At 67.6% G+C, this 24,376-nt stretch carries 25 protein-coding genes and 1 tRNA gene; 18 read left to right on the top strand and 8 right to left on the bottom strand.

From position 1 onward, the window contains the following. On the top strand, positions 1–2,743 hold a 2,743-nt coding region (locus tag ACIBU0_RS11360), incomplete at its 5' end, for an ATP-binding protein (RefSeq protein ID WP_398815171.1). A 16-nt stretch (positions 2,744–2,759) separates the two neighbouring features. Here the strand turns inward: ACIBU0_RS11360 and ACIBU0_RS11365 are convergent. The 4 genes from ACIBU0_RS11365 to ACIBU0_RS11380 form a co-directional block, all read right to left on the bottom strand. Then, positions 2,760–3,266 (bottom strand): TetR/AcrR family transcriptional regulator, encoded by a 507-nt coding sequence (locus tag ACIBU0_RS11365; RefSeq protein ID WP_398815175.1) that lies wholly within the window; start codon positions 3,264–3,266, stop codon positions 2,760–2,762. Then, complete coding sequence (locus tag ACIBU0_RS11370) at positions 3,263–3,568, bottom strand: hypothetical protein (protein WP_398815178.1); 306 nt, start codon at positions 3,566–3,568, stop codon at positions 3,263–3,265. Before ACIBU0_RS11370 ends, ACIBU0_RS11365 begins: the two co-directional genes overlap by 4 nt. A 99-nt stretch (positions 3,569–3,667) precedes the next feature. After that, complete coding sequence (locus ACIBU0_RS11375; RefSeq protein WP_398815181.1) at positions 3,668–3,910, bottom strand: hypothetical protein; 243 nt, start codon at positions 3,908–3,910, stop codon at positions 3,668–3,670. A gap of 279 nt (positions 3,911–4,189) precedes the next feature. Continuing rightward, positions 4,190–4,579 carry a GNAT family N-acetyltransferase gene (locus ACIBU0_RS11380; protein WP_398815564.1) on the bottom strand — a complete coding sequence of 130 codons (390 nt, stop codon included), beginning with the start codon at positions 4,577–4,579 and terminating at the stop codon, positions 4,190–4,192. A gap of 489 nt (positions 4,580–5,068) precedes the next feature. On the opposite strand from ACIBU0_RS11380, the gene ACIBU0_RS11385 reads away from it, so the two are divergent. After that, positions 5,069–5,509 carry a hypothetical protein gene (locus ACIBU0_RS11385; RefSeq protein WP_398815184.1) on the top strand — a complete coding sequence of 147 codons (441 nt, stop codon included), beginning with the start codon at positions 5,069–5,071 and terminating at the stop codon, positions 5,507–5,509. 557 nt (positions 5,510–6,066) lie between these two features. Continuing rightward, on the top strand, positions 6,067–7,116 hold the full coding sequence (locus ACIBU0_RS11390; RefSeq protein WP_398815187.1) for a hypothetical protein: 1,050 nt from the start codon (positions 6,067–6,069) through the stop codon (positions 7,114–7,116). Positions 7,117–7,233: 117 nt separating this feature from the next. On the opposite strand, the gene ACIBU0_RS11395 is transcribed toward ACIBU0_RS11390, so the two are convergent. Then, positions 7,234–8,667 carry a hypothetical protein gene (locus ACIBU0_RS11395; RefSeq protein ID WP_398815190.1) on the bottom strand — a complete coding sequence of 478 codons (1,434 nt, stop codon included), beginning with the start codon at positions 8,665–8,667 and terminating at the stop codon, positions 7,234–7,236. Positions 8,668–9,159: 492 nt separating this feature from the next. On the opposite strand from ACIBU0_RS11395, the gene ACIBU0_RS11400 reads away from it, so the two are divergent. Together ACIBU0_RS11400 and ACIBU0_RS11405 are read left to right on the top strand one after the other, a co-directional pair. Then, positions 9,160–9,594: a GntR family transcriptional regulator gene (locus tag ACIBU0_RS11400; RefSeq protein WP_398815194.1), complete on the top strand. Its 435-nt coding sequence runs from the start codon at positions 9,160–9,162 to the stop codon at positions 9,592–9,594. 26 nt (positions 9,595–9,620) lie between these two features. Continuing rightward, positions 9,621–10,181 carry an HD domain-containing protein gene (locus tag ACIBU0_RS11405; protein WP_398815197.1) on the top strand — a complete coding sequence of 187 codons (561 nt, stop codon included), beginning with the start codon at positions 9,621–9,623 and terminating at the stop codon, positions 10,179–10,181. Here the strand turns inward: ACIBU0_RS11405 and ACIBU0_RS11410 are convergent. Beyond that, a complete protein-coding gene (locus ACIBU0_RS11410; RefSeq protein WP_398815200.1) occupies positions 10,174–10,647 on the bottom strand; it encodes an NUDIX domain-containing protein in 474 nt (157 codons plus the stop codon). The two genes, ACIBU0_RS11405 and ACIBU0_RS11410, sit on opposite strands and share 8 nt — an antisense overlap. Next, positions 10,644–11,390 carry a helix-turn-helix domain-containing protein gene (locus tag ACIBU0_RS11415; protein WP_398815203.1) on the bottom strand — a complete coding sequence of 249 codons (747 nt, stop codon included), beginning with the start codon at positions 11,388–11,390 and terminating at the stop codon, positions 10,644–10,646. The genes ACIBU0_RS11410 and ACIBU0_RS11415 overlap by 4 nt, the downstream gene beginning before the upstream one ends. Positions 11,391–11,673: 283 nt before the next feature. Between ACIBU0_RS11415 and ACIBU0_RS11420 the strand changes: the two genes are divergently transcribed. The 13 genes from ACIBU0_RS11420 to ACIBU0_RS11480 all read left to right on the top strand — a co-directional run bounded on the left by ACIBU0_RS11420 (position 11,674) and on the right by ACIBU0_RS11480 (position 23,434). After that, a complete protein-coding gene (locus ACIBU0_RS11420) occupies positions 11,674–11,973 on the top strand; it encodes a hypothetical protein (protein WP_398815206.1) in 300 nt (99 codons plus the stop codon). Continuing rightward, the gene (locus ACIBU0_RS11425) at positions 11,970–12,968 is read left to right on the top strand and encodes a DUF2637 domain-containing protein (RefSeq protein WP_398815209.1); all 999 of its coding nucleotides are present in this window, start codon (positions 11,970–11,972) and stop codon (positions 12,966–12,968) included. Before ACIBU0_RS11420 ends, ACIBU0_RS11425 begins: the two co-directional genes overlap by 4 nt. Continuing rightward, complete coding sequence (locus ACIBU0_RS11430; RefSeq protein WP_398815212.1) at positions 12,965–13,906, top strand: hypothetical protein; 942 nt, start codon at positions 12,965–12,967, stop codon at positions 13,904–13,906. The genes ACIBU0_RS11425 and ACIBU0_RS11430 overlap by 4 nt, the downstream gene beginning before the upstream one ends. A 314-nt stretch (positions 13,907–14,220) precedes the next feature. Further along, the gene (locus ACIBU0_RS11435) at positions 14,221–16,464 is read left to right on the top strand and encodes a cell division protein FtsK (RefSeq protein ID WP_398815215.1); all 2,244 of its coding nucleotides are present in this window, start codon (positions 14,221–14,223) and stop codon (positions 16,462–16,464) included. 139 nt (positions 16,465–16,603) lie between these two features. Continuing rightward, entirely contained in the window at positions 16,604–16,855 is a 252-nt protein-coding gene (locus ACIBU0_RS11440) for a hypothetical protein (RefSeq protein WP_398815218.1), read from the top strand. Between the two features lie 35 nt (positions 16,856–16,890). Then, positions 16,891–17,079, top strand: coding sequence for a hypothetical protein (locus ACIBU0_RS11445; protein WP_027734944.1), 189 nt, complete (start codon positions 16,891–16,893; stop codon positions 17,077–17,079). A gap of 11 nt (positions 17,080–17,090) precedes the next feature. Then, positions 17,091–17,696: a hypothetical protein gene (locus ACIBU0_RS11450; RefSeq protein ID WP_398815221.1), complete on the top strand. Its 606-nt coding sequence runs from the start codon at positions 17,091–17,093 to the stop codon at positions 17,694–17,696. Between the two features lie 2 nt (positions 17,697–17,698). Continuing rightward, entirely contained in the window at positions 17,699–18,151 is a 453-nt protein-coding gene (locus tag ACIBU0_RS11455) for a hypothetical protein (RefSeq protein WP_398815224.1), read from the top strand. 90 nt (positions 18,152–18,241) lie between these two features. After that, positions 18,242–19,141, top strand: a complete 900-nt coding sequence (locus ACIBU0_RS11460) for a bifunctional DNA primase/polymerase (RefSeq protein WP_398815227.1) — start codon at positions 18,242–18,244, stop codon at positions 19,139–19,141. Further along, positions 19,138–20,295, top strand: a complete 1,158-nt coding sequence (locus ACIBU0_RS11465; RefSeq protein WP_398815230.1) for an AAA family ATPase — start codon at positions 19,138–19,140, stop codon at positions 20,293–20,295. Before ACIBU0_RS11460 ends, ACIBU0_RS11465 begins: the two co-directional genes overlap by 4 nt. Further along, entirely contained in the window at positions 20,292–20,486 is a 195-nt protein-coding gene (locus tag ACIBU0_RS11470) for a helix-turn-helix domain-containing protein (RefSeq protein WP_355501895.1), read from the top strand. Before ACIBU0_RS11465 ends, ACIBU0_RS11470 begins: the two co-directional genes overlap by 4 nt. After that, on the top strand, positions 20,483–21,946 hold the full coding sequence (locus ACIBU0_RS11475) for a tyrosine-type recombinase/integrase (protein ID WP_398815234.1): 1,464 nt from the start codon (positions 20,483–20,485) through the stop codon (positions 21,944–21,946). The genes ACIBU0_RS11470 and ACIBU0_RS11475 overlap by 4 nt, the downstream gene beginning before the upstream one ends. Positions 21,947–22,078: 132 nt before the next feature. Then, complete coding sequence (locus ACIBU0_RS11480; RefSeq protein ID WP_398815237.1) at positions 22,079–23,434, top strand: hypothetical protein; 1,356 nt, start codon at positions 22,079–22,081, stop codon at positions 23,432–23,434. A 786-nt stretch (positions 23,435–24,220) separates the two neighbouring features. Here the strand turns inward: ACIBU0_RS11480 and ACIBU0_RS11485 are convergent. Then, positions 24,221–24,292, bottom strand: a tRNA-Arg gene (locus tag ACIBU0_RS11485). Between the last annotated feature and the right edge of the window lie 84 nt (positions 24,293–24,376).

Genomic DNA, 24,376 nt, shown 5'->3' on the forward strand with positions numbered 1-24,376 from the left:
TACGGCCGGCACGGCGCCCGACGCGGCCACGGCCGACCCAGGTACGGCGGCAACCGCTCCCGGCGCGGCTGTGGCGGTGCCGGGCGCTGCCGGGATGCCTCTCGGCGCCACCGAGACCGCCTCCGGACCCACCCCGGCGCCCCCCGATCCGGCCCCGATGGCCCCAGGCGGGGCCGCTGCCGCGTCCCGCACCATCCCGGCCGTCCCCGCGACGCACCCCACCACAACGGCGATCCCGGCTCCCCCCGCGAGACCCCCGCACTCCAACCTCCCCGCCGCCCTCACCCCCCTCATCGGCCGCACGGAAGCCCTGACCCGCCTCTCCCGACTCCTCACCTCCGCCCGGCTGGTGACCCTCACCGGCCCCGGAGGCGTCGGCAAGACGCGTCTCGCCGTGGCCGCGGCCGGTACGGTGCAGGCGGAGGAAATCCCCGACGGCGTCTGGCTCGTGGAGTTCTCGGGTGTCCGGGCCGGTACCGCCGCCGACCTCGCCCAGGCCGTCGCCTCGGCACTCGGCCTCCGGGACGACAACCCGTCCGCCCCGCCGGGCACCGGGCCCGCAACGCCCTCCCCGCCCCCGGCGCACCGCCTCGCCGCCGTATTGCGAGACCGCCGCACCCTGCTCGTCCTGGACAACTGCGAACACGTCATCGACGCCGCCGCCGAACTCGCCGAGCTGCTGCTGCGCACCGCCCCCGGGCTGCGGGTCCTGGTCACCAGCCAGGAACCGCTCGGCCTCGCGGGCGAGGCCGTGTTCCTCGTCGAGCCGCTCCGAACCGACGACGCCGTACGGCTGTTCACCGAGCGCGCCTCCGCCTCCGCCCCCGGCTTCCGGGGCGACCCGGACGCCTCCGACCCGACCGCGTCCGACCCGACCGCGTCCGACCCGGCCGCCCGTGCCGCCGTCGCCGAGATCTGCCGTCGGCTGGACGGCATCCCACTCGCCCTGGAGCTCGCCGCGACGCGCGTACGCGCCCTCGGGGTACGGGAGTTGGCGGCCCGGCTCGGCGACCGGTTCCGGATCCTGACCGCCGGGCAGCGTGGTGCACCCGCCCGGCAGCAGACCCTGCGGGCGATGATCGACTGGAGCTGGGAGCTGCTCAGCGCCCCGGAGCGCATCGTGCTGCGCCGCCTGGCCGTGCACAGCGACGGCTGTGACCTGGCCGCCGCCGAAGCGGTGTGCGCGGGCGACGGCGTGGCCCGCGAGGAGGTGCTCGACCTGGTGACGCGACTCGTCGACCGGTCGTTCGTGGTCGTCGTGGAGGGCCCCCTCGGACCCCGCTACCGACTCCTGGAGTCCGTCGCCGCGTACGCCATGGAGCGGCTGCACGAGATGCAGGACCTCACCGCCGTACGCGATCGCCACCTGCGCCACTATCTCGCCCTCGCCGAACGCGCCGAGCCCCGGCTGCGCTGTGCGGGTCAACGGTCCTGGCTCGTCCGTCTGGACGCAGAGGCCGGCAATCTGCGCGCGGCGCTCGACGAGGCGGTGCGCCGTGCCGCCGCCGGACAGGCCGACGAGGCGGTACGACTCGCCACCGCCCTGTCCTGGTGGTGGTTGCTGCGCGGCCGGCTCACCGAGGCGCGCCGACACCTGTCCGCGGTCCTGGCCGTCGCTCCCGACGCCCCCGAACTCACCCTCCTGCACACCGCGTTCGCACTCCTCACCGGCGACCACACCGAGGCGTCGGCCACCGCGGCGGCCGACGCCGTCCCCGACCCCGTACGCCGTGCCCGCGCCCTCTGGCTGTGCGCGTACGGCCTGTTCAGTGCGGGAGAGGTGACCGCCGGCGCGGAGCTGAACGCAACCGCGCTCGACCTCTTCGGCAGCGCGGACGAGCAGTGGGGCACCGCGGCCGCGCTCGGCCTGCGGGCCACACTCGCCCTGGTCCGCGGCGACCTCGACGCGCTCGGCCGGGACGGACGACGCAGCGCCGACCTCTTCGGGGAGCTGGGTGACCGCTGGGGTGAGCTGCAGACGGTGTCGCCGCTCGCCGCGCTCGCCGAGATCAAGGGCGAGTACAACGAGGCGGCCCGCCTGCAGCGGGAAGGGCTGCGCCTGGCGCGGGAACTGGGCCTGGAGGCCGAGGTGTCGGCGCGACTGTCCGGGCTCGGACGGCTCGAGCTGCTCGCCGGCGAGTGGGAGCAGGCACGCGGCCTGCACGAGCAGGCCCGCCGTATCGCCGCCGAACAGGGCTACAAGTACGGCGAGATCCACTCCGAGATGGGCCTGGCACTCGGCGCGCGCCGCTCCGGCGACCTCGACGCCGCCGAGACCCACCTGCTCCACATCCGCGACGGCTACGCCGACGTCTCCTCGGAGGCGGGCGACCATCTGCTCCTGGCCGAGCTCGGCTTCATCGCCGAACTCCGCGGCGACGCCGACCGGTCCGTCCGCCATCATCTGCAGGGCCTGGACGTCGCCCGCTCCCTCGGTGAGCCGCGTGCGCTGGCCCTGTCCCTGGAGGGCCTCGCGGGCGCGGCGGCACTGTGGCAGCGCGGGCCCGCTGCCGAGTGCGCCGCGCTGCTGCTGGGGGCGGCCGACGCGGCCCGCCGAGGGGTGGGCGCCCCGCTGCCGCCCGCCGAACGCGGCGACGTCGACCGCGTCACCACGGCGGCGCACACGGCCCTGGGCGGCCCGGCCTTCGCGGAGGCCTTCGAGCGCGGGGCGCGGCTGACCACCGAGGAAGCGGTGCGCCATGCGTGCACAGCGCTCAACTGGTCGGTCAACAATGCCTGTTGAGCATCGAAACTCGCGGTCAGCCGCGACATCGCTGCGGCGCCGACGGACACGACTCGATGCCCCCCTGCGCCGACGGAATGATCGTCCGCACCAGATCGGTGGTGCGCTCCACCAGGTCGGCCCGGTCGTCGAGCACCCACGAGATGTGCTGGGCACCGAAGAAGGCGGAGACCAGGACGGCGGCGAGCGTGCCGGGCGGCGGGAGGTCGTCCCGGGCGCCCGCTTCGCGCTCCCCGGCCAGCCATGAGGTGATCAGCCGGGTGTCCCCCTCGTACGGCAGCGGGAGCCGGACGCCGATCGGCTGCCGCTCCAGCTGGAGCCGTGCTCCGGCCTGGATGACCGGTCTCGTCCCGGAACGCCGTGGCCATCCGGAGCAGGAGTTCGGCGACGGAGCCGAGGGGTGGAGGCCCAACTGCTCCGCGAAGTCGGCGATCTCGCAGATCCGCAGGTAGAACCGCTCGGTCACCGCGAGCGCGAGGGCGTCCTTGTTCTCGTAGCGGAAGTAGACGACGCCCTGGGTCACCCGGCCGCGTCGGTCACGTCCAGGATCGTGACCGCCGGGCAGCCCTTGGCGGCGAACGCCTGGGCGGCGGCCGTGGCGCCTGCGGCCGACTGCGACCGGAGGCGTGGCGGGAGGACGGCGAGGGCGGCGCGTCTCGGTAGGAAGGGTTCCGCAGGAGATTGACCGACGCAGGCGAGCGGCACGACATGCGGGCGCTGCCGGCGCCGGCCACCACCCTGGGGCCGCGAAGGAGCCTCCGGCACCACCAGCTGGAACAGCTCCCACAGCTCGTCCGGCACCAGCCGCTCGACAACCTCCACCACAGCCCGCAGCCTACCGAGCTGGCCAAATGAGATGACCTCTGAAATGGCGGGCCACGGAGCAACTCGGCGGCCCGCCAAAGGCGTTGATCAGTACACCGGCTACTGACCGTCTTGCAGTCCCTCAAGCACAACCAAAGAGCCATCCCGCTCGAACCGCAGCACGCGGGTCCGGGGAGCTTCCTGGGCTGAGACCGGCTCAGGATGAAGCTCTGCGTAGCGCTGATGGTAAAGATCAACCGCTTCGCGGAGCGGGCATCCTTGTGCCTCACGAATCGCCTTCACTGCGAGGATGGTGCGCCCCTCCAGAATGTCGCGATCTACACTCTCCGGCAGTTCTGCCACACGTCCTCCCCAGTCCGGCATCGCAGTAGAGCAACCGCGGCTCCTCCGGTCAACTGAGTTGAGCAGCCGACCCCGGAAGCCCTCGGCCGTGCCACTCTCGTGCCAGAACGGACGGGGACTCACGGGCACTTAGGGTTCGGCGGGGCCAGTGCGCCGACGTCCGCCCGAGGTAGGTAATCCGCTGGTAACGCCCATGATTGCCCAACCTCGCTCCTAAAGCGGTGGCTATTCACCCGCCTGCCGCGCGCCAGAGCAGGCCCCCACGCGCTGCAAGGCCGTTCAGCTGACCCAGATGCCGTCGGGCGAGAGTCGACGCGCAAGGCGCCGGCCTGCAGCGCTTACAGGAGTCGACCAGGACACATCCGCAACCTTGCATCCGAAGTCGGTGGCGAGTGCCTGTACGAGCGCGGCACCAATGCCGCGGTGCCGGTAGGCGTCTGCTACCCAACTGAGGATGATTCGGGGGCGTAGGGAGGAGTCCTCTCCTCCGTACTTTGACCCGTCGGCCAGATTCCAGCGACGGTGCTCGGTAGTGTCGTGAGCTGCCATGTAGCCAACGATGCGCCCGTCCACTTTCATAAGATACGCGCGATAGTTGTCCGAAGTTGCCTCGGACTCGCCCATGTGGGACCACGAGGGGAAGTCGTAGTTCTCCTCCCTCTGCGGCATGCGTGCCGCCTGATAGGCCAACTTCCGCCATGAAATGGGCGACTGTGCTTTTCGGCACCCGAACGCCTAGCGCCCAATTCGCATGATGTACGCGGTGGACGTTGCCGTCATCCTCCACATCTTGAAGACGCATGCCGCTCGGGCACTCGCCACCACTCTCCGCTTCCAACTGCCGGAACCGGGCTGGGATCGCGCCGCGGCTCAGGTCCTCGTCCAGCGATCCACCCACCCCGGATACCGTTCGGGGAACATCTCGCGAATCTGCTTCTGAGCCGCGGACAGTGTAGGGCGAACCCACACGCTGCCAGCCGTCGCCCGGCCGTTGAGACGCAAACCCCTCTTTGCGGCCTTGGCGCACAGGAACCTCAAGAACACGCCGGGAGGTGGGTCAAAGTCCACTCCGCGGATCAGCTCTCGCTCACCGGGAGACAGCCAATCCTCAATGGGTAATGCAAGCCGATCGGCGAGCGCGTGCAGTCGGCTGTAGTCGTGTTCGAGCTCAGCTGCGCGCAACGCATCGACCGAAGCCTCGACATCTCGGAAACGAGCGCACAATTCGATCCATCGCGGACCGCGCCCGAGGTGGAAGGCACCTCGGTAACCGTCATATCGAATGCAGTCCATTGCCGCATCGCCCGCCTTGTCGACTGCCTCTACGTAGTCGCGGGGCAAATCCGGTTCGTCGCCCCGCGCGGCCTAGGCATCGACGTAACCATCTCGGTCGAGCTGGACAGTGGCGAACCAGCGCGAGGACCGAACCCGGACCTTCCTGGTGTCCCGACTGCTCGGATCAGCGACAAGGCGGAATGTCCGCTCGGTCATGCGCTCTGCTCCATGGCTCTAGCCGGATCCTTCCGACTGATCATTCCTGTCACTGCAAGCCTCGGGAAGAGCGCGAGGCGAGATCTGGGTCAGACCATTCACCAGTAGGAGGCCACGCTTGCTCGGCATGAGCTGCAGTGAGCAGGCAGCCGTGCCAGACGTGCGCCAGATCCAGCGGCGATCCACAAGGAAGGGTGGTGGCTTGCGGGTGCGGCCCACACGCTCCTCACGCGCGATCGGTGCGCAACAACGAGAAAGAGCGGGAGACAGTGAGACTGTCTCCCGCTCTTTCGTGTCGGCATCCGCCCTGGTCAGAGCTTGATTTCCGCTGAACCTAGGCGAGTGCCCCCGGCAGGATTCGAACCTGCGCACACGGCTCCGGAGTGATTGTCTGATCGCGCCCGTAGTGCCCCTCTGACCTGCGGCGGAGTCAGACAGCGGGCGCGCGGCGACACAGAGTGTGTCGGAGGTGTGTCGGGGGCACTCTGCGCAGCGCGGCCGAGCACTGTTGAGCCACGCAGCCGACACGTTCACTCGTCCACGCTTCAACTTTGAGCCGCGTGGCTTGAACGGCGCTCTACCTGCCTCTGGTTGGCCCGGTCACCCTGTCAAGAACGACTGGCTCGACATCTGGCTGAGTGTGGGGAGCGCTTGGGGGTGCGCTGGTGGCCTATGTCCCAATCCTGAAGGGCAAGGCAGGCGAGTTTCATGCGCTGGGGCACGCGGCGCAGGAAGTTCAGGCTCAGATCCGTCCGGTGATGGAGATCGTGCCCGACTTCGAACTCCGAGATCTCCTGGAGACCTTCTGCGAGCACGCGATGGAACACGTGCCGAACGGCATGGTGCTCACCGTGGACTGTGGCGCGCTGCCTTTCGTCCGCGTACTCGAAGGAGACGTCGGCGGACCCGTATCGCGTGTCAGTGAGTCGCTGGCACTTCGTGACATTGCTATGTGCCCGGTATTCAGGCTCAGCGATCCCCGCGACGTCCTGATCGAGGTGGCGGGCGCAGCGGCAGCGCACCGACAGGGAGCGTGTCTGCGAGTGTCCACGGCCGTCGACCTCAGCGACCTAATGCCAGACAGAGAGCAGATGCGTGACTTGCTCGGATCTGTCCAGCTAGATCCAGAAGAGATTGACTTGCTGATTGATGCTGGTCCGGTTCAATCGGAGCGCACCCGGGAAGCTCTGGCCGAGGGAACCGCCGAAGCGCTACATGCTTTGTCGCGCTGGCCATGGAGGCACGTCTGCGTGGCGGCCGGCGCGTTCCCTGTCAACCTGACGGGCTTCCCACGAGGCACGGCCACGCCTGTCGTCAGGCAAGATGCGAGGCTCTGGCGGGAGATCATCGCAAAGTGGCGAGGGCCTGAACTTGACTTCGGCGACTTCGGCGTGACGTATCCCCGGATTCTGCCCAAGAGTCGCGGGACGCCTGACCCCAACATGCGCTACACCACGGCGACAGAATGGCAGGTCTTCGTCTATCCACGGCTCCAGCCGGGCAACGATGACTTCTTCACCCTCAGCCGGGACCTCGTCAACTCGCCTTACTGGCCTGTCACGGGAGCAGCCACGTCGTGGGGGGATGCGCGCCTCCAGGACTGTGCCCAACGGAAGCGCCAGAAGGCTGGTGGAGGCACGGAGTGGCGGGCCTGGGCAACGTCGCATCATCTAGCGGTCGTTACAGCTCGCCTGACCGCTACAGGGAGCCCGTAGAGCGGAGGAGGGAGCTTGACTGATGGCTCAACAGAGGCCGACCTGCCCTCACTTGCTGGATGGCCCGTAGTGCGCGGATCGGTCACCGCTGCCCGACGGCGTTGTCACGCAGTCAGGTCACTTCGGGGCCCTAATTTGGGACCCACAAGGGCGCAGGTCTGTGCTTTCTTTTCCGTCTTCTGCCTGCCTTCGCAGCATCGCGCCGACCTCCTTCCCCTTACCCCCGGTGGGCCAAGACATAGTACTCCAACGCAAGTTTTCGAGAGTCGACTCTAGATCGGTGTCGCTAGAAATTGAGAAGTCTACTTGCATAGCGATCAAGCGCCAGGCCGTCCATGTGACCTCCCGTTGAAATCCCTTGATGAATCCAGCCTCCTGTACCTTACTGGTCACTCCCCCATGAGCAATCCTGCTCCTGACGGCATAAAGATCCTCGTACCGTTTTGCGCGATTCGAGCGCTCTTGCGGATCATCTTCCAGCAGGGCAAAGCGCTCTTTCATGGCGCGCCCAGGAAGTCCATTCTTCGCTCCAATTAGAGCGTCCAGGGCCACCCCTAGTGCGAGAGTCGCATCATCCGGGTTCGAGGACCAGAACGCTTCAGAGAACCATTTTCCGGCGACCGCTAGGCGGCGGTAGATACTTCCGGAGTCGAATAGCGACTTCAGGACCGCATCACACAATTCGGCGTGCGATAACACAGCATGCAGTGGCACCGGCTCTGCGCTGTACCAGTGATGACTACCCGTCCGCCCGACTTCGTCATAGATCAATGGGTGGCTGTATAGTTCTACTGCTGCGTCCTTCCTCTGCATGCCCTTCTCTACGGCGCCGCGATCGAGCATCAGCCCTCGAACGCCGGGGCGATTCCAAGATCCTCGCGAAGAGTGCAACCTGTGATTTTCCTTGTCGGTGTCCAGTAAGAGAGCAGTGTCGACGAGCATCTCAAATCGCCTGGATGCCTGCCTAAATGCCATATTGCGCTGGCCGGGTACAAGCGTGGCAAAGCAAACGGGTGGCGGTTGGTGGGATTGCTGGTTAATGAATTTCGCAAGTATTTCCCCGGCCGAAGCCGCTCGTCCACCCATTCGGGTTATCACTTCAGAAAGCTCGGCGCTCGCGTTGCCGATGGCGCATTTATTCCCCAGTAGGCGCGGCGTGTCATCCCATCCAACGTTGGCGACGGGGAACACTACCAACGCAGGGCTCGGCTTGAGGAGCTTCGAGATATTCCTGTCAATGAAGGCTGAGGGGTCCTTGGCTTCGAATGCTGCGACAACAAGAGAGGCGACTAGCCCCCAAAATTCTTTCGCGTCCCACCGGTCGCGTGCTGATGCTTGGTTCAGGAGTGCCTCGACTGCTCCTTCATAGGCAGAAATACCCTCTGGCGTCATTGTCACTGGGCCATTGGTGGAGGATAATGCCGCGCCTTCCGACTGGCGGTACTCAGGCAAGCACCAGCCGTAATCCCATGGGTCGATACCGGGCGCTTCCTTGATCGTCATAGCGGCTTTGGCCAGAAGTTCAGCGATGTGCTGGCGAGACACTCCCATGTCAGTACTTTGTCAGGCGCGGCATCTGCATGCGAGGGGATTTAGAGCATTAGCTCACTGCTGCGACGTTCGCTCGCCAGATCGGCTGAGAGGTTTGGCCCGTGCCGTGGAGCCGACCGGCCTCCGCTACCAAGGGCCCTCTCTACTCTGCCTCCTGCATGCAGTGCGCCGCAGAGGCGGAGCGCGCCCGCGCCGTGCGCGGACGTTGATCAAGTAGGGAAACCCTTGTCCATCCCTTTGGTAAGGGCAGAGCAGATCGGAAGTCGACTCCGGCTCCTACCGCCCATCGTGAGGTCGGCTTCGCCGACGGGCTGTAACACCCCGGGGTGTTACAGCCGTCTGTGACCGGACAGCCCGGACACCGGCACTTTGGGCTGTCCGGCCTGTTTGTGCAGGTGGGACGTGTATCCGGACAGCCGGACAGCTGGGACACCCCACAAGCACGGGCGTGCGTGGGAAGCTGGAACGCGACGGTGCCCGAAGGAGGAATGCGTGCCAAGCCCCAGCCCACGTGGGACGTATCAGGTGATCTCTCAGGCGTTGCGCGAGCGGATCGCCGCTGGGGTCTACATGGACGGGTTGCCGTCCGAAGCGGAGATCGGACGCGAGTTTGGGGTGGCCCGTACGACGGTTCGGCGAGCTCTGCGTGCCCTCGAAGAATCAGGGGACATCAAGACCGTCGCTGGTGTTGGCCGTGTCGCCGGTGGCGCCGGGACTGCACCATACGAACAGATCATGGCGGACTTGCTAGAGCAGATCCGGAAAGGCGACCTCCCTGCCGGCACACGCCTTCCGAGCGAAGCGGCCCTAGTCGAGAAGTACGGGGTATCCCGTGGCACGGTTCGCCGCGCCGTCCGTGAGCTGGAGACCGCCGGTCACATCGAGGCACGACACGGGATCGGCCGGTTCGTCAGCTCTCCTTCCTAGACTCCCGATTGCCGAGGTAGCGGAAAATGCAATTGGCCAGGTGGGCCTATGACCTTGCTGAGTCGCTGTTGGCTGACAGTCTGCCGAGGCGGTGGGCCCACTCTCAGCGGGTCTACTCCCAGGCACTGACCCTGGCGCCAGCATTGGGCGAGGACGCCGAGCTGTTGGCGGCCGCCGCCATCACGCACGACATCGGCTATGCCCAGGTCGCCGTGGACACCGGGCAGCACATGATCGATGGAGCCCGATACCTGCGCGACGTCGTTGGGGCTGACCCACGGCTGTGCAGCATCGTGGCTTTCCACACCTCCTCCTCATGGGAGGCGTCTGAACTTGGACTGGACGATGCGCTCAGCGAATTTGGGCCCGCCGAACCCGAGTTGGTAGACGCGATCACCTATTGCGACCTGACCAGTGGTCCAGTCGGGGATCTAGTGGACCCTGCCGAGCGGCTCTCGGAAGTCCTGGAGCGGTACGGTCCCGAGCACGTCGTCTTCCGGGCGGTATCCGCGGCCCGGCCCGAGCTCATGGCAAGGGTGGCCCGGGTACGGGGGCGTGTTGAGGCCGTGATGGCGAAGCTCAGCTGATCAGAGGGACCTCGGCGTTGCGGAAGCCCTCTTCGAGGCGGCGACGCGTGGTCGGCGAGATATCGAGAGAGTCCAGCTCTGCCCTGGGGACCCACCGCACTGCGAAGGACTCCGAGCTCACCTTGATCTCGCCACCGACCGGCCGGGCTCGGAAGCAGAGCGAGAATTCCTGACGCACCTCTCCATCTGCGAAGGCGATGACGTGGCCGGGGTCGGTGAAAATCCCTACCAGGCCGACCACTTCGACGTGAATCCCTGTCTCCTCCAGAACCTCCCGGACGACCGTACCGGCGATGTTCTCCCCGATCTCCTGGACGCCCCCTGGCATGCCCCAGCGGCCGTTGTCCGAACGTCGCTCTAGGAGCACGTCACCTGCGTCGTTCACGACGAACGCGGTCACCGCGGGCACGATGCTGTTGGCCTTCGGCGCGGCGGGATCGTTGAAGTAGTCGGTGCGGCGACTCATGAGGACCTTTCGATGGGGACGGCTTCGGACCACACCTTCTCGAAGCTCTGCTGATACGTCGAGACCAGCTGGGCGCCGGCGACACGGCGGAGGTGGAGCACCGGGGTCAAGGGGGCGCTCACGCCGTACACCTGCGTATTGACCAGCCACTCGTCATCAGAGCGATAGAGGGAGTTGTGGAGAGTCGACCTGTGCATACGGAACTCGATGCCCGGGACTGAGTACAGCGGGCCGTAGAGTTTCATGACTTCGCGCACCTTGTAAGCGACGCCTTCGCCGATCTCCTCCTCTTCACCGCGCCGTCGGATCTCTGGACTGTCGGGGTCGCCCAGCAGAATCCGGGCACGCACGCCGGACGACGCCTTCTGTCTCAGTAGTTGGGGCCACCGTGGGTTCTCCGCCAGAAACACGCCCGCGTGGACGAGTACGCCGATCTCCCGCTCCGCCCGGCCGAAGAGCTGCAGCCAGAGTTCCGGAGGGACGTAGGAGCGGTGCGGGTACACCTTCAGGACTTCAGCGTCGGCTGCGTCCTGCCGCTGGTTGTCAGGAAGGCCGTTCGGCCAGAGGTATGTCTCGTCTTCCTGCAGGAATGCGGCGATGGTAAGGCGGTGGCGCCGGTAGGGCGCGCGTCCCTGTGTGATCCAGCGCTCGACAGTTTTCGGGTCCACCCCGACGTGGGCCGCCATGGCGTCGACCGTGATGCCATGCGTCAACATCGCCGATCGTAAGCGCTCGTTCGCCATCCCAACTCCCAGGGACGTCCAGGGACGTACTCGACCTCCCGAACGCTATCGAGGACGTCCCAAGTCGTCCAGGGATGCGGTGACTTCGTCCCTGGTCCCCACGGCAACCTGAAGGCGCATCGCGCGGCACTCCGAAAACGGCACTGGGCTTGACAGCCGTGATTAAGTGCGCCACGGTGAAATACACGTTCAAGCATGTATCGCATCTGCTCGTGCGGTGGGACTCCCCAGCAAGGTCGCCCGCCGCCGGGCTCTCCCTGCCACATCGACTCAGGAGAGCACCATGCGCACGTACATCGGCCATCAACAGGCTGTCTCCGCCGAAGACTTCGTGGAGCTCGCCCTTGGCACCCCGGTTGAGCTGTGGCTCGGGGCCGAGAGCGAGACGGACGAGGAGCGCGCCGCTCGCCTGGACGCGGCGCGCGACATCCTCGCCGACCCCGAGTACCGCAGCCTGCCGGACGACGTGGCCCGCATCGCCGCCGAGGTGATCGAGGCGCACGCCCCGGAGCTGTTCAACGTCGTTCCGCTGGCGCGGCCGACCCGGCGCCGCCGGTCCTCCCGGAAGGGAGCGGCGGCATGACGACCGTAACCGAGACGGTGCGGCCGACGGTGCCGCCGCTGACGCGCCCCGAGATGGGCCTTGCCGGACTGGGCGCGCTGGCCGCGGCCGGGGTCGGTGCCCTGGGACTGATCGCCTCGTTCGACGCGGTCTCCTCTGCCGCCGCCCGGTGGAGTTTCGGCGCGCCGTGGATGCTGCCGGTCGGGATCGACGTGGCCATTCCGGTGTTCACCGTGGCCAATCTGCTGCTGATCCGGATGGACATGGCGTTGGCGTGGGTGCGGTTCGTGCCGTGGGTGCTGACGCTGGTCACGTGCGGCCTGAATGTCGCCGCTGGGCACTCGCTGTGGGCCAAGGTCGCGCACGGCACGATGCCCCTGCTGTGGGTGGTGTTCTCCGAGATCGGCGCCCACGTCTACGCCGTGCGGATCGGCGCCGCGACCGGCCGCCGGATGGAGAAGGTGCGGTTCTCCCGCTGGATGCTCGCTCCACTGTCGACGTTCGCCCTGTGGCGGCGGATGACGCTGTGGGAGATCACGTCGTACTCCGAGGCGCTGAAGCGGGAGCGTGAGCGGCAGTTGGCCCGTGCCCGGCTGCGCGAGCGGCACGGTCGGCGGTGGCGGTCGAAGACCCCGCGCCCGGAACGCGTGCTGCTGAAACTGGGCGAGCTGGCCCCGGCCAGCGAGGATGTCCCACCCGTGCCGCCGCAGCAGACGGCCGAGCCGAAGCCGGAGGCGCCCAAGGCGCCGCGCAAGCGCCCGGCCAGCACCAAGGGCAAGGCCAAGACCGGCAAGGCCACGCGGACTCCGGCGGAACTGCTCGCCGAGGCGCGCCAGGCCACGGCCGACTGGGCCGATGACGCAATCAACGCGGAAGCCATCCGGACCACGCTGCACTGCTCGGCTGCCAACTCCCGTGTGCTGCGTGACCTGTTGCTGAACGAGCGGGCCGAGGGGCGTCGTCTGCACTCCGTCGACGGCGACGACAGTGAGGGCACCGAGGGGGCGGCGGCATGACGGCGCCACGTCTGCGGGTGCTCTCGCTGGGTGCGGGGGTGCAGTCCACCACGCTGCTGATGTTGGCTGCCGACGGTCGGTTGCCGAAGTGGGATGCCGCGATCTTCGCGGACACCGGATGGGAACCGGCGCGGGTGTACGCGCACCTTGACCGGCTGGAACGCGAGATTGCCCAGCCCGCCGGCATCCCCGTTCACCGCGTCCGCGTCGAGGGCGGTAACGCCCAGCGGGTCAGCGGCAACCTGCGGGCCGACTCCCTCAACCCTGGCTCGTTCGTCCGCATCCCGGTCTTCGTCATCGACCGCGAGGGCACGCGCGCCGCGATGGTGCGGCGTCAGTGCACCGAGGAGTACAAGGTCAAGCCCATCAAGGCCGCGGTCCGCGCGATGCTCGGCTACCCGCACCCGCGGCCCGTTCCGGCGGACGTGTTCGTAGAGCAGGCCATCGGCATCAGCCAGGATGAGTTCGAGCGGGCCAAGGACGCATCCGTCCGCTACCTGCGCAACATCTTCCCGCTGCTGCACCTGGACGGCGCCGCGGACGGCCGCGAGGGCTGGACACGGAATGACTGCCTGCGCTACCTGCGCTCGCGCGGCTGGGGCGAGACCCCCAAGTCGGCCTGCATCGGGTGCCCGTTCCACGGCAACCGGCAGTGGCGCGAGCTGCGCGACCACCACCCCGAGGAGTGGGCGGATGCCGTCGACTTCGACCACCGCCTACGCCAGACCCGGCTTCGGGGCATCAAGGCCGCGCCGTATCTGCACCGCAGCTTGCTTCCGCTCGATCAGGCCCCCATCGACCGCGTGACGCGCACTGAGTGGGCCGACCGGCAGGGCGACTTGTTCGACGCGGCAGCGGACGCGGAAGCCGAAGACGGCGCCGCACTCGGCTGCTCCCCGTGGTCCTGCCGTGGCGACAGCCCCGAGGCGGTGGCCTGATGTCCGGCGCGTTCGGCAAGTGCTTCGACCCGTCCGGCACCCGGTTCGGGGTCCCCACCTACCCGTGGCACTTCGCCCCGGACGGCTACGCCACCCGCCGACAGTTGCGCGCCCGCGGGCTGCGGCCGGGCGGACAGCCGGTCGCGGCTCAGGTGATGCGCCGCCAACGGCTGCATCCCGACCTCGCTCGGCATGTGCATCCTCTGCGCCTACCCCAAGGAACAGCGCGCCGCGTAACCCGCTACGGGGCCCGGTCTCAACCGACCAGAGCAGTGGCCGGGCCCCGCGTCCCTCCCAGAGAGAAGGAAGTCTCAGTGAAACACCCCGACGACGACAACGAACTGTTCAACCGGCTGGAAGCCGAGATGGCCGCCGACTCCGACGGCGCTGTGGTCGACCTGGACAAGGCCCGGTCGGCCCGTGCCGAGTCAGCCGACCGTACGCCCGACTCCGGGCCCGACCGGTCGGGCCACTCGAAGCTGACCGAGTCGGCCGACCCGAGCGAGGGGGAGTCGGGCGACTCCGGCCGGACCCTGGTCGACCGTGCGGCGCCGACTCAGTCGGGCCCAGGTCTGATCGACCGCATCCGCGACTCCAAGCGGCTGGACGTCCTCCCGGCGTGGGTGAAGTCGGGCCCGGAGTTCGCCGACGCGATGCGGTGGCTGGCCGGACACGTCTGGCACACCATCGCCTTCCACGCGGTCCGCGTGCCGTTCCTGTACGTGCCCAAGCTCATCTGGCGCTCGCCGCGCGGCCTGGCCAACACCCTCGGCCGGATCGGCCGTTGGGCGGTCGACGCGGAAGGCGAGCCGCTGCGGCAGGCCGAGGCACGGCGGGAGAACTCCGAGCTGTACCTGAAGCTCTCGCGCCAGCGTGACCGCCGGGTGCGGCTGCGGATGCTCGTCACCATCCTCGGGGCCCTGTCCGCCCTGGGCATGGCCTTGTTCCTGGTGTTCGGCGCGGAGCCGCGCACGCAGGTCATCGCCGCCGTGGTCGCCGTGCTGACGCTGGGCTGGCTGGGTGCGCCGGCGGATGCACCGCTGGCCACCCGCGCGGTCATCAAGACCGAGGTGCAGAAGCTGACCAGCGACATCGTCATCAAGGCCATGGCGTCCATCGGCATCGGGCAGATTGCTTCAGCGGTGGCCAAGGGCCAGGACGGCATCAAGTTCGTTGCCCCGATCACCCGCGAGGGGCCGGGCTGGCGTGCGGACATCGACCTGCCGTTGGGTGTGACGGTCGCGGACGTGGCCGACCGGCGCGCCCGGCTCGCCTCTGGCCTGCGCCGCCCGCTGGGCTGCGTGTGGCCCGACGCCGACCCCAGCGAGCACGAGGGGCGCCTCATCCTGTGGGTGGGGGACCGGGACCTGTCCAAGACCGGCATCGTCAAGTGGCCGCTCGCCAACGCGTCCAAGCACGACATCTTCAAGCGGATTCCGTTCGGCATCGACCCGCGCGGCCGGGCTCAGTCGGTGCCGATGATCCAGCACAACATCCTGATCGGCTCGCTGCCCGGCCAGGGCAAGACTGCCTCCGTGCGCGTGCTGAGCTGCGGCGCCGCCATGGACCCTTCCGTGGAACTGTGGCTTCACGAGAACAAGGGCACCGGCGACCTCGACTCCCTCGAATGCGTCAGCCACCGGTTCGTGTCCGGCATCGACGACGAATCGATCAAGTACGCGGCCGACTCGCTGAAGCTGCTGCGCGAGGAGGTCATGCGCCGCGCGGCTGCGATCAAGAAGCTGCCCCGGGATCTGTGCCCGGACAAGCGCGTCACCCGTGCCATCGCCGACAAGCGCTCGCTGAAGCTGTGGCCGCTGGTCGGCGTGTTCGATGAGTGCCAGAACCTGTTCGCCCACCCCAAGTACGGCAAACAGGCAGGTGACGACGCTGAGTTCATCATCAAGCTCGGTCGCGCCCTCGGGGTGATTCTCATCCTGGCCACGCAGCGCCCGGACAAGGACTCGCTCCCGACCGGGATCAGCGGCAACGTGTCCATCCGCTTCGCCCTCAAGGTCGCCGGGCAGGTCGAGAACGACATGATTCTGGGCACGTCCGCGTACAAGAACGGCGTGCGCGCCACCTCGTTCCGCCCGGAGATCGACGCCGGTAACGGCTACCTCGCCGGAGCCACCGCGCTGCCGGTCGTGGTACGCACCGCCTACCTGGACGACAACGCCACCCACGCCATCGCCCAGCGCGCCCACGCCCTGCGCAAGACCGCAGGAACCCTGTCCGGGCACGCGCTCGGGGAGGACGCCGAGAGCACGTCCGGCCCGTCCTACGACCTGCTCGCCGACGTCGCCGCCGTCGTGCCGCCGTCGGAAGAGCGGGTGTGGAACGAGCGGATCGCCGCCCGGCTTGCCGAGCTGCGGCCGGAGGTCTACGGCGGCTGGAAGGGCGAGAACGTCACATCCGCGCTCAAGCCGCACGGCATCAAGACCCGTGATGTGGCCGGGACCACCGACGACGGCACCCGCACCACCCGCCGCGGCATCGCCCGCGCCGACCTCATGAAGGCGATTGCGGAGCGTGACGAAAAGCGGGGTGCCGCCTAGCTCTGGACGGTGCTACCGGTAGCACGTCGCCCTGCTACCGGTAGCACCCCCGCTAGCACCCCACATAGCACCTGATCTGCGATCTAGCGCATAGCGCCCCACCTGCACGAACCCCGGAAACCCCGAGAAAGGGCCCCCGATGACCCTCATCGCCCTTGCTACCGCCTGCCTGATGCTCGTCACGTTCGGTTACAGCGCTCTGTGTGCGGCCAGTCCGTTCGGCACCTGCCGCAAGTGCAACGGCTTCGGCTTCGCCATGGACACCGACCGCAAGGGACAGCCCAAGCGCGGCAAGAGCTGCCGCCGCTGCAAGGCCACCGGCAAGCGCATACGCGTCGGCCGCTGGCTCTTCAACCGCGCCCAGCGGATCTACCGCGAAGGCACCCACTGACCACCCGCCCACACCACCCGAAGGAGGTTCCGTCCGTGGCCGTCACCGTCTCGCTCGTGGCCCTGTTCGGACTCGTCCTGTTCTTCCTGCTGCGCTCCAAGTCCCTCGGCTACGGCGCCGCCTTCATCGCCGCCGGGTTCGGCTTCTTCCTCGCCTCCACCGGCGCCGCCGGACCCATCAACCAGCTCGCCGCCGCTGTCATCGACGCCGTCAAGCAACTGTGAGGAGTCCGGCCATGAACGAACAGATCATCGCCCGGCACTGGCTCGCCATCATCGCGCCCAAGGCCGCCCCCGCGCTGGCCACGTCCACCGTGCTCATCCTGGCACGCATCTGGAACGCCAACGGCGCCGAACACTCCGTCGGCAACGCCGTGCTGATGACCGCGCTGTCCCTCGGAGCCGCCGCGGCCGGGGTGTGCGCGAGCATCGGCCAGGTCGGAGACAGCGTCATCGCCGGAACCGCGTTCGCCGCCTCCGGCGGGCTCGCCCTCGCGGGCGTCGCCGGATACGCCGACGGGCTGTCCCTGCCGCTGCTGCTGTGGGTGCTGGCAACCGCCATCGCCTACGGGCTCGCCGCGCGGTACTGGCGCACCGACTGCCGCGAGCACATCGCGTACGAGCGGCAGACCAGCGCGCGCCGCGAGGAGCACGCCCACATCGAGCGCGTCGAAGCCCTGCGCGCCGGAGCACAGATCGAGGTGGCCCGCACCGGCGCCGCCTACGCCGAACAGCTCGCCCAGGCCCTCATCACCCGCGCCGCCCTGCCCGGCTTCGACTTCAAGGCCGTGGAAGCCACCGGACTGCCCGAACTCCCCTCCACCAACACCAAGGAGAGCTGACCATGTTCGAGATCCGCATCATCTGCGACCCAGTCGACACCGACCGCGTCACCGACGCGCTGTCCCAGGCCTTCACCGCCGGCCCCGTAAGTCAGCACCCCACCCGCGACGGCGAGCGGCTGCGCATGTACCTCACGGCCGACCACCACAGCAACACCGGCCCGTGGCCCACTCCGGAAGAGGCCTACGCGCTCGCCCCGAGCCTCGTCAGCGAGATCGGATGGACCGCCGACCAAGCCGCCAACAAGCCGTTCGGAACCCGGCTGCCGCGTGACTTCTGGCTCCGCAAAGCGGCGCTGTTGGATCGCATCGCCCTGCAGGACGTGGGCGACGACGCGGCCGAGGTGGCGAACGAGGCGGCCGAGCGGCTGATGAGCCTGGACGACGCGGGCGTCATCTGCGAACCGCGCCACTACGTCCGCCAGCAGTACGCCCACTGGATCAACAACCAGTAGCAACGCCGCGGCGGCGGGACTCCCCAGCAAGGTCGCCCGCCGCCGCGGTTCTCCCTGCCCATCCGTAGACAGAACAGGAGAACCCCCAGCATGCCGTACCTGGACGGCTCTGCCCAGCTCACCGCCGCGCTTGACGCAGCGTCGCGTGACTGGCACGTCTTCCCCCTCATCTGCGGTGACAAGCGCCCGGCCGTGACCGACTGGGAGACCCGCGCCACCACCGACCCCGAGCGCATCACCCGCGCGTGGTCCGTCGCTGCCTTCAACGTCGGCATCGCCACCGGCCCTTCCGGCCTGGTCGTCATCGACCTGGATCGGCCCAAGCACCCCGGCGACACCCCGCCGGCCGTTTGGGCGGAGCACGGCGTCACCGACGGCACCGACGTGCTCGCCGTGCTCTGCGAGCGCCACGGCCAGCCCTTCCCCGCCGACACCTACACCGTCCGTACCTGGAGCGGCGGTACCCACCTGTACTTCGCCGCACCCGAGGGTGAACCCTTGCGTAACACCGCCGGGGACAGCGCCCGCGGGCTGGGCTGGAAGGTCGACACCCGCGCGTGGGGCGGTCTCGTGGTCGGCGCGGGCAGCGCCTTCGCCGGACGCCCGTACGGGGTCATCCGCAACGCCCCCGTGGCGCCGCTGCCGGGCTGGCTCGCTGAACTCATGCGCCCGGCGCCGCTGCCCCCGCAGACGCCCATCACGGTCACTCTCACGGGCCATGGGCGGCGCACCGCTTTCCTCCGGTCCGCCGTCAACGGGGAAGTTGAGCGGGTCACCGGCTCCGGCCAACACGAGCACAACAACAGCCTCTACATCGCCGCGGTCGCCCTCGGGCAGCTCGTTGCCGGGGGCGAGCTGAGCGAAGCCGACGTGACTGGCTGGCTGCTCACGGCCGCGCTTCAGGTCGGCCAGGGCGAGCGCGAGGCACAGCGCACGATCGCCTCCGGTCTTCGGGCCGGAGCACGGCGCCCCCGGACGGTTGCGGCATGAGCGCCAACCCCATCCCGCCGCTGCACCTGTACTCCGTGCCCAGCGACCCCGGACAGGCCCCCGCGGCGCCGCCGAAGCGGGAGCGCCCACGGACGGCATGGACGGCTGATCAGCTCATGGCTGCGCATTTCCCGGAGCCGAAATGGGCCGTGCCCGGCATCCTCGCTGAAGGTGTCAGCGTGCTCGCCGGACCGCCCAAGGTCGGCAAGTCCTGGCTCTCCCTCGGACTGGGCCTGTCGGTCGCGGCCGGAGACAAGGCGTTCGACTCCGTGCCCGTCCAGGGCGGCCCGGTGCTCTACCTCGCCCTGGAAGACACCCCGCGTCGTCTCCAGACCCGCATGGGCAAGCTACTCGGAGGACAGCCAGCCCCCGCCGGGCTGACCCTGGTCACCGAATGCCCGCCCTTCCCCCAGGGCGGCACCGAGGCCATCGCCCAGTGGCTGGAGCGCAACCCCGATGCGCGCATGGTGGTCATCGACGTGTTCGCCAAGATGCGCGGGCAGTCCCCGGCCGGCGTGTCGGCGTACGACGCGGACTATGTCGCCGTGGGCTACGCCAAGAGGCTCGCCGACCACTACGGCGTGGCCGTTGTCCTGGTCCACCACGTCCGCAAGGCGGGCTCCGAGGACTTCCTCACCGAGGTCTCCGGCACTAACGGCATCGCCGGAGCCGCTGACGCCACGCTCGTACTGAAGCGAGCGCGCGGGCAGGCGGACGGCATCCTGCACGTCACCGGCCGCGACGTGGACGAAGCCGAGTACGCCCTCAGCTTCCAAGCCGCCTCCGGCGCCTGGCACCTGCTGGACGGCCCGGTCACCGACCACACCGTCAGCGACACCCGCGCCACGATCCTGCGCTACGTCCGCGCCAACCCCGGCGCCAAGCCGAAGGACATGGCGGGCGAGCTGCCGCAGGTCGACATCGACACGATCCGCCGCACGTGCAACCGCATGGCCGATGCCGGACAGCTCACTAAGGACCCCGGCGGCCGGTACTACCCGGACACCGAGACCCGGACACAGGGCGACCAAGAGGTGTCCGCACTGTCCGGCTGTCCGGTTACCCCCTCTGACCAGCACGAACACCCCGGACAGTCGGAATTCGAGCTGTCCGGCCTGTCCGGTGCGGACGACGCCGAAGGGATGACGGAATGAGCGCCCGTACGCGGGACGAGAAGATGACCGTCAAGGAGGTCATCACTGATCTGAAGGTCGCCCCGTCGACCTTCTACCGGTGGCGCCAGCTCGGGAAGGGACCCCGCTCGATCAAGCTCCCGAACGGCGACGTGCGGATCCGGCGGTCGGAGTACGAGCGTTGGCTTGCGGAGCGGGAGGACGCGGCGTGAGCCCTGAGACCGACACCCCACCCGGGCGCCCTCGCGGGTCCGCCCGGCCGGGCTACTCGTTCGACGTCAAGCTGTGGAAGGTGTCCAAGACCGGCCGCAAGTCCCGCCCGTGGCGCCTCCGGTGGGTGGTCGCAGGGCAGGTGCACGGCGACACGTTCACCACGTCCGCTCTCGCGGAAAGCCGACGGTCCGAGCTGTGGCAGGCCATGAACCGGCGCGGTGAGGCGTTCGAGATCGAATCCGGACTGCCCGAGTCCGAGGTGCGCGCGGCGGCCGAAGCTGCCGAAGCAGCGGACGCCGAACCGTCGTTGCGGTGGTTCGAATTCTGCCGGAAGTACGTGGCCGGGCGGTGGCGTACGGCTGCGGCCAAGACCCGTGAGGGCATGGCCGACGGTCTCGCGGCCGTGACGCTCGCCATGGTCAAGCGCGGCGACGGCGCTCCCGACGATGAGCCCCTGCGGCTGGCCTTCCGCTGGGGGATCGTGCCCGCGAACGAGGGGGAGGACCCGCCGGCCGAACTCAAGGCCGCGTACGAGTGGATCACAACGACCGACCGGCCCTTGAGCGACCTTGCCGATGCCGAGTTGTTCGAGGATGTGCTGTACCGCGTCAGCTACAAGCTGGACGGCACCCCGGCCGCGGGAGACACGTACAAGCGGCGCCGCCGGGCCCTGAACGCCGCTCTCGAACACGCCGTTGCCACAGGGGAGCTCCCGGAGAACCCGCTTCAGCGGACCCGCCGAAAGCGCGTCGGCTCCAACGACGTGGTGGACCCGCGCGTCCTGGTGAACGCCCTACAGGCCCGGCAGTTGCTCATCGCCGTTTCCTACGTCGGGTCGTGGGACCGCTGCCGAGGGCGGCGCCTGGTGGCCTTCTATGCGGTCCTGTACTACGCGGGGCTCCGGCCCGCTGAGGCGGTCGGGCTACGGCTGTCGGACTGCCACCTGCCAGAGAAGGGCTGGGGCACGCTGACGCTGCGGGAGACACGCCCCGTCTCCGGCAAGCAGTGGACCGACTCCGGGGATCGCCACGACCGGCGAGGTCTGAAGGCGCGCGAGGCGTCCACCGACCGACCGGTCCCCATCCCGCCGGTCCTGGTTGCCATCATCCGAGCTCACCTGAAGGCGTTCGGGACGGCCAAGGAAGGGCGCGTGTTCGGGAACGAGCGCGGGGGAGTGGTCGGCTCCTCCACCTACTGGCGCGTGTGGGAGGAAGCACGGGGGTACGCCCTCCCGCCGGAGCGCATCGACTCGCCGTTGGCCGGGCGCCCATACGACCTGCGCCACGCATGCATCACGCGGTGGTTGAACGCCGGAGTGCCTATCGCCGAGGTAGCGCGCAGGGTTGGCAACTCGCCGGAGGTCATCCACCGCCGGTACCACGGTTGCATAGATGGTCATGAAGAAGCCGCCAACGCCAAGATTGCCAAATCATTGGATGAGGAGGGAGACGTGGTGTAACAACGAGTTCGATGTCCGCAGGGCAGTCCAGACCGCTCGGACTGCCCTCGCCCTCTGTCTGCCGGTCCAGTATGAAGCCACGCTTAAGAAGCCTCACATTGCGCCGATAGTTATCCAATAATAAGGAGCATCGTGGAAGAAAAAGACGAGAGCCTCTTGAGTGGGAGCCTCGGATACTTCTGGGAAGATGTTCGGTTGGGGAAGTCTTCCGGTGGCAAGGCGAGAGGATTCTTGAAGAGGCTGAACGACGGGAATGTTCAGCTTGAGTATTTTCTGGACGAAGAATCTGATCAGGGGGATACTTACAAATTCCCCAAGTGTATCTACGGTGCCACTGTAAATGGTCACGTTCTGCTATTGGATCTCGTTCGATCCAGGGTAACGAGGCGAACGCATGGGCTGCCATCTGTGCGCACTCAAACAGCCGGAACGGCGATCCTCGGAGTAATGCCCGGGCATGCGAAATTGGATGCGGTCACTTCTGTATCCGTCTTCTTCCCTGGTGTTACTCATTGGGCTGGCTTGCAGACTGTTAAAGAGGAAGCGCGGAGTGATGACAGAGGGCGCGGGAAGAGTGTCTCTCTGCATGTTGAAGCGGCACCAAAGCAAGAGTGCCGGCTTAGTAAAGGTCGCATGATCTCGATCGCTTCGCATTGGAAGTTGGGAGGAACTGTTGACGACAGATCGATCTTTGCGCCTGTGGCTCTGGAATGCTCTGCGCGTAGGGCTCAACCCTTCCGTGATCTTCTAGATCCGCTGGTTCAGATTCAGGATATTCTCAATATTGCCTATGCGGGATTCGTGCCAGCCCGTGGTGGGCGCGTCAGGTTCGCCGCGAATGAGAGTCCCCCAGTCCATCCCAGAGTCTGGTGTGCTCGGGTTATGCAAGCTCCTGAAGGTGTAGCCGCACCGAAATCCATGACCGCGATGCCGATGTTCTCTTTGGGGCACATTGGGGGTATTCGAGGGCTTGCCCGCTGGGTGAAATTCTGTGACCAAGTTCCGCGTGTTCACCGGGCGCTTTCTCTTGGGTATCGAATCGGCGTGGCCAACGTGGAAGCTCGTTTCTTGGAGGTGGCCTCAGCGATCGAATATTGGGTGGCTTTGCAAGATCAAGCAGGATTGCAGTGGGCCCAAGAGAAGAGGCGTCCTTTGGCGCTAGCCAATCGGGTTGGAAAGGATTTTGCTGCTTGGGTTGGTGATCCCAAGGAGTGGGACAGTGTCTTCGCTGGTACCTACAATGCCGTCAAGCATGATCCTAAATTTGTTCCTGATCCGTACGCCTTGAGTCACCTGGCTGGATCGGGGTGGCTCTTGCTGTTGTCGGCGATCCTGAATCGAACCTCTGGAACGAAACTCCCAGGGAAGGTGGTAATGGCTAGTCACAGAAATGCAGATCTGGGACGGAAGGTCTGCGATCTGCTGGCAGACCCTAACGCGCGAATCAAGCGGCGAGAGGAGCCGAGGAGGAAAAGGAAGCGCACATGAAGGTGTTGTGGGCGGCGGTGGCTCATATGGGTGCCGCCTAGGAGGCTTGCTCAGGCTCCCTGAGGGACTGTGCAGCCAGGTTGAGGAACTTCGACCATGGTGCGTGCAGTTCGGTCCGGCGTGTCCGGAAAGCGTCCCGGTGCGTGTCTGTTGGAAGTCCAGCAGTCATCGCGCCATCCCAAAACACCCATGATTGGTAAACCCGATTGGCCAGGTCGTAGATGTTCTGGCCAACGACACGCGCTTGGTCGGGCCCCCAGACCCCAAGGCGGAAGACGGCGCGCATAAGTCCCTCACTGGATGTCATGTAGTCGTCGTGCAACGCGGTCGGAGGTCTTTCTCCCAGCTGGAGTTTCACCCCGGCCGCTCCCAGAGTTCGATCGATCGTTGCTAGTTGATCAAGCGCATCCATCAAGGTCAGCATGCGTTGCTCTCGGGCCCAGTGGCGATGTTCCGCTTGTTCCTGTCCAGCTACCTGAGCACGGGCGGTTTCGAGGGTGCTCGTAGCGCCTCTGCGAGCGCCCCACACCGCGCCGGCAGTCGCGGCCAACGCCCCGACCAGCCCACAACCTCCGGCGATCAAGGCCGCCATGCCCTCATCCATCAGGTCATCCTCACCAGGCTGGGCACGGCGGGCCCGCGCCTTTGGCTGATGAGTGTGTCGGAGGTGTGTCGCGAATGCTGATAGACAACGAGAAAGAGCGGGAGTCAGTGAGACTGACTCCCGCTCTCTTATATCGGCATCCGCCCAGCTCAGCGGCTGATTCACGCTGACTGCTTGGCGAGTGCCCCCGGCAGGATTCGAACCTGCGCACACGGCTCCGGAGGCCGTTGCTCTATCCCCTGAGCTACGGGGGCGTGTCGGGCGCCTTGCTTGGCGGCGACGGGTAGAACCCTACCAGCTTCGGTGGGGTGTTCATGAACGGGTTTCCGGGTGGTGGC

The sequence above is a fragment of the Streptomyces sp. NPDC049627 genome (genome assembly GCF_044465645.1).
In the GTDB taxonomy this organism is placed as follows: domain Bacteria; phylum Actinomycetota; class Actinomycetes; order Streptomycetales; family Streptomycetaceae; genus Streptomyces.

Coding starts and splice junctions, on each gene's coding strand:
- ACIBU0_RS11405 (WP_398815197.1), top strand. CDS start 9,621: ATGCAATTGGCCAGGTGGGCCTATGACCTTGCTGAGTCGCTGTTGGCT.
- ACIBU0_RS11425 (WP_398815209.1), top strand. CDS start 11,970: ATGACGACCGTAACCGAGACGGTGCGGCCGACGGTGCCGCCGCTGACG.
- ACIBU0_RS11415 (WP_398815203.1), bottom strand. CDS start 11,390: ATGGCGAACGAGCGCTTACGATCGGCGATGTTGACGCATGGCATCACG.
- ACIBU0_RS11470 (WP_355501895.1), top strand. CDS start 20,292: ATGAGCGCCCGTACGCGGGACGAGAAGATGACCGTCAAGGAGGTCATC.
- ACIBU0_RS11430 (WP_398815212.1), top strand. CDS start 12,965: ATGACGGCGCCACGTCTGCGGGTGCTCTCGCTGGGTGCGGGGGTGCAG.
- ACIBU0_RS11460 (WP_398815227.1), top strand. CDS start 18,242: ATGCCGTACCTGGACGGCTCTGCCCAGCTCACCGCCGCGCTTGACGCA.
- ACIBU0_RS11380 (WP_398815564.1), bottom strand. CDS start 4,579: ATGCCGCAGAGGGAGGAGAACTACGACTTCCCCTCGTGGTCCCACATG.
- ACIBU0_RS11465 (WP_398815230.1), top strand. CDS start 19,138: ATGAGCGCCAACCCCATCCCGCCGCTGCACCTGTACTCCGTGCCCAGC.
- ACIBU0_RS11440 (WP_398815218.1), top strand. CDS start 16,604: ATGACCCTCATCGCCCTTGCTACCGCCTGCCTGATGCTCGTCACGTTC.
- ACIBU0_RS11410 (WP_398815200.1), bottom strand. CDS start 10,647: ATGAGTCGCCGCACCGACTACTTCAACGATCCCGCCGCGCCGAAGGCC.
- ACIBU0_RS11395 (WP_398815190.1), bottom strand. CDS start 8,667: ATGGGAGTGTCTCGCCAGCACATCGCTGAACTTCTGGCCAAAGCCGCT.
- ACIBU0_RS11450 (WP_398815221.1), top strand. CDS start 17,091: ATGAACGAACAGATCATCGCCCGGCACTGGCTCGCCATCATCGCGCCC.
- ACIBU0_RS11455 (WP_398815224.1), top strand. CDS start 17,699: ATGTTCGAGATCCGCATCATCTGCGACCCAGTCGACACCGACCGCGTC.
- ACIBU0_RS11420 (WP_398815206.1), top strand. CDS start 11,674: ATGCGCACGTACATCGGCCATCAACAGGCTGTCTCCGCCGAAGACTTC.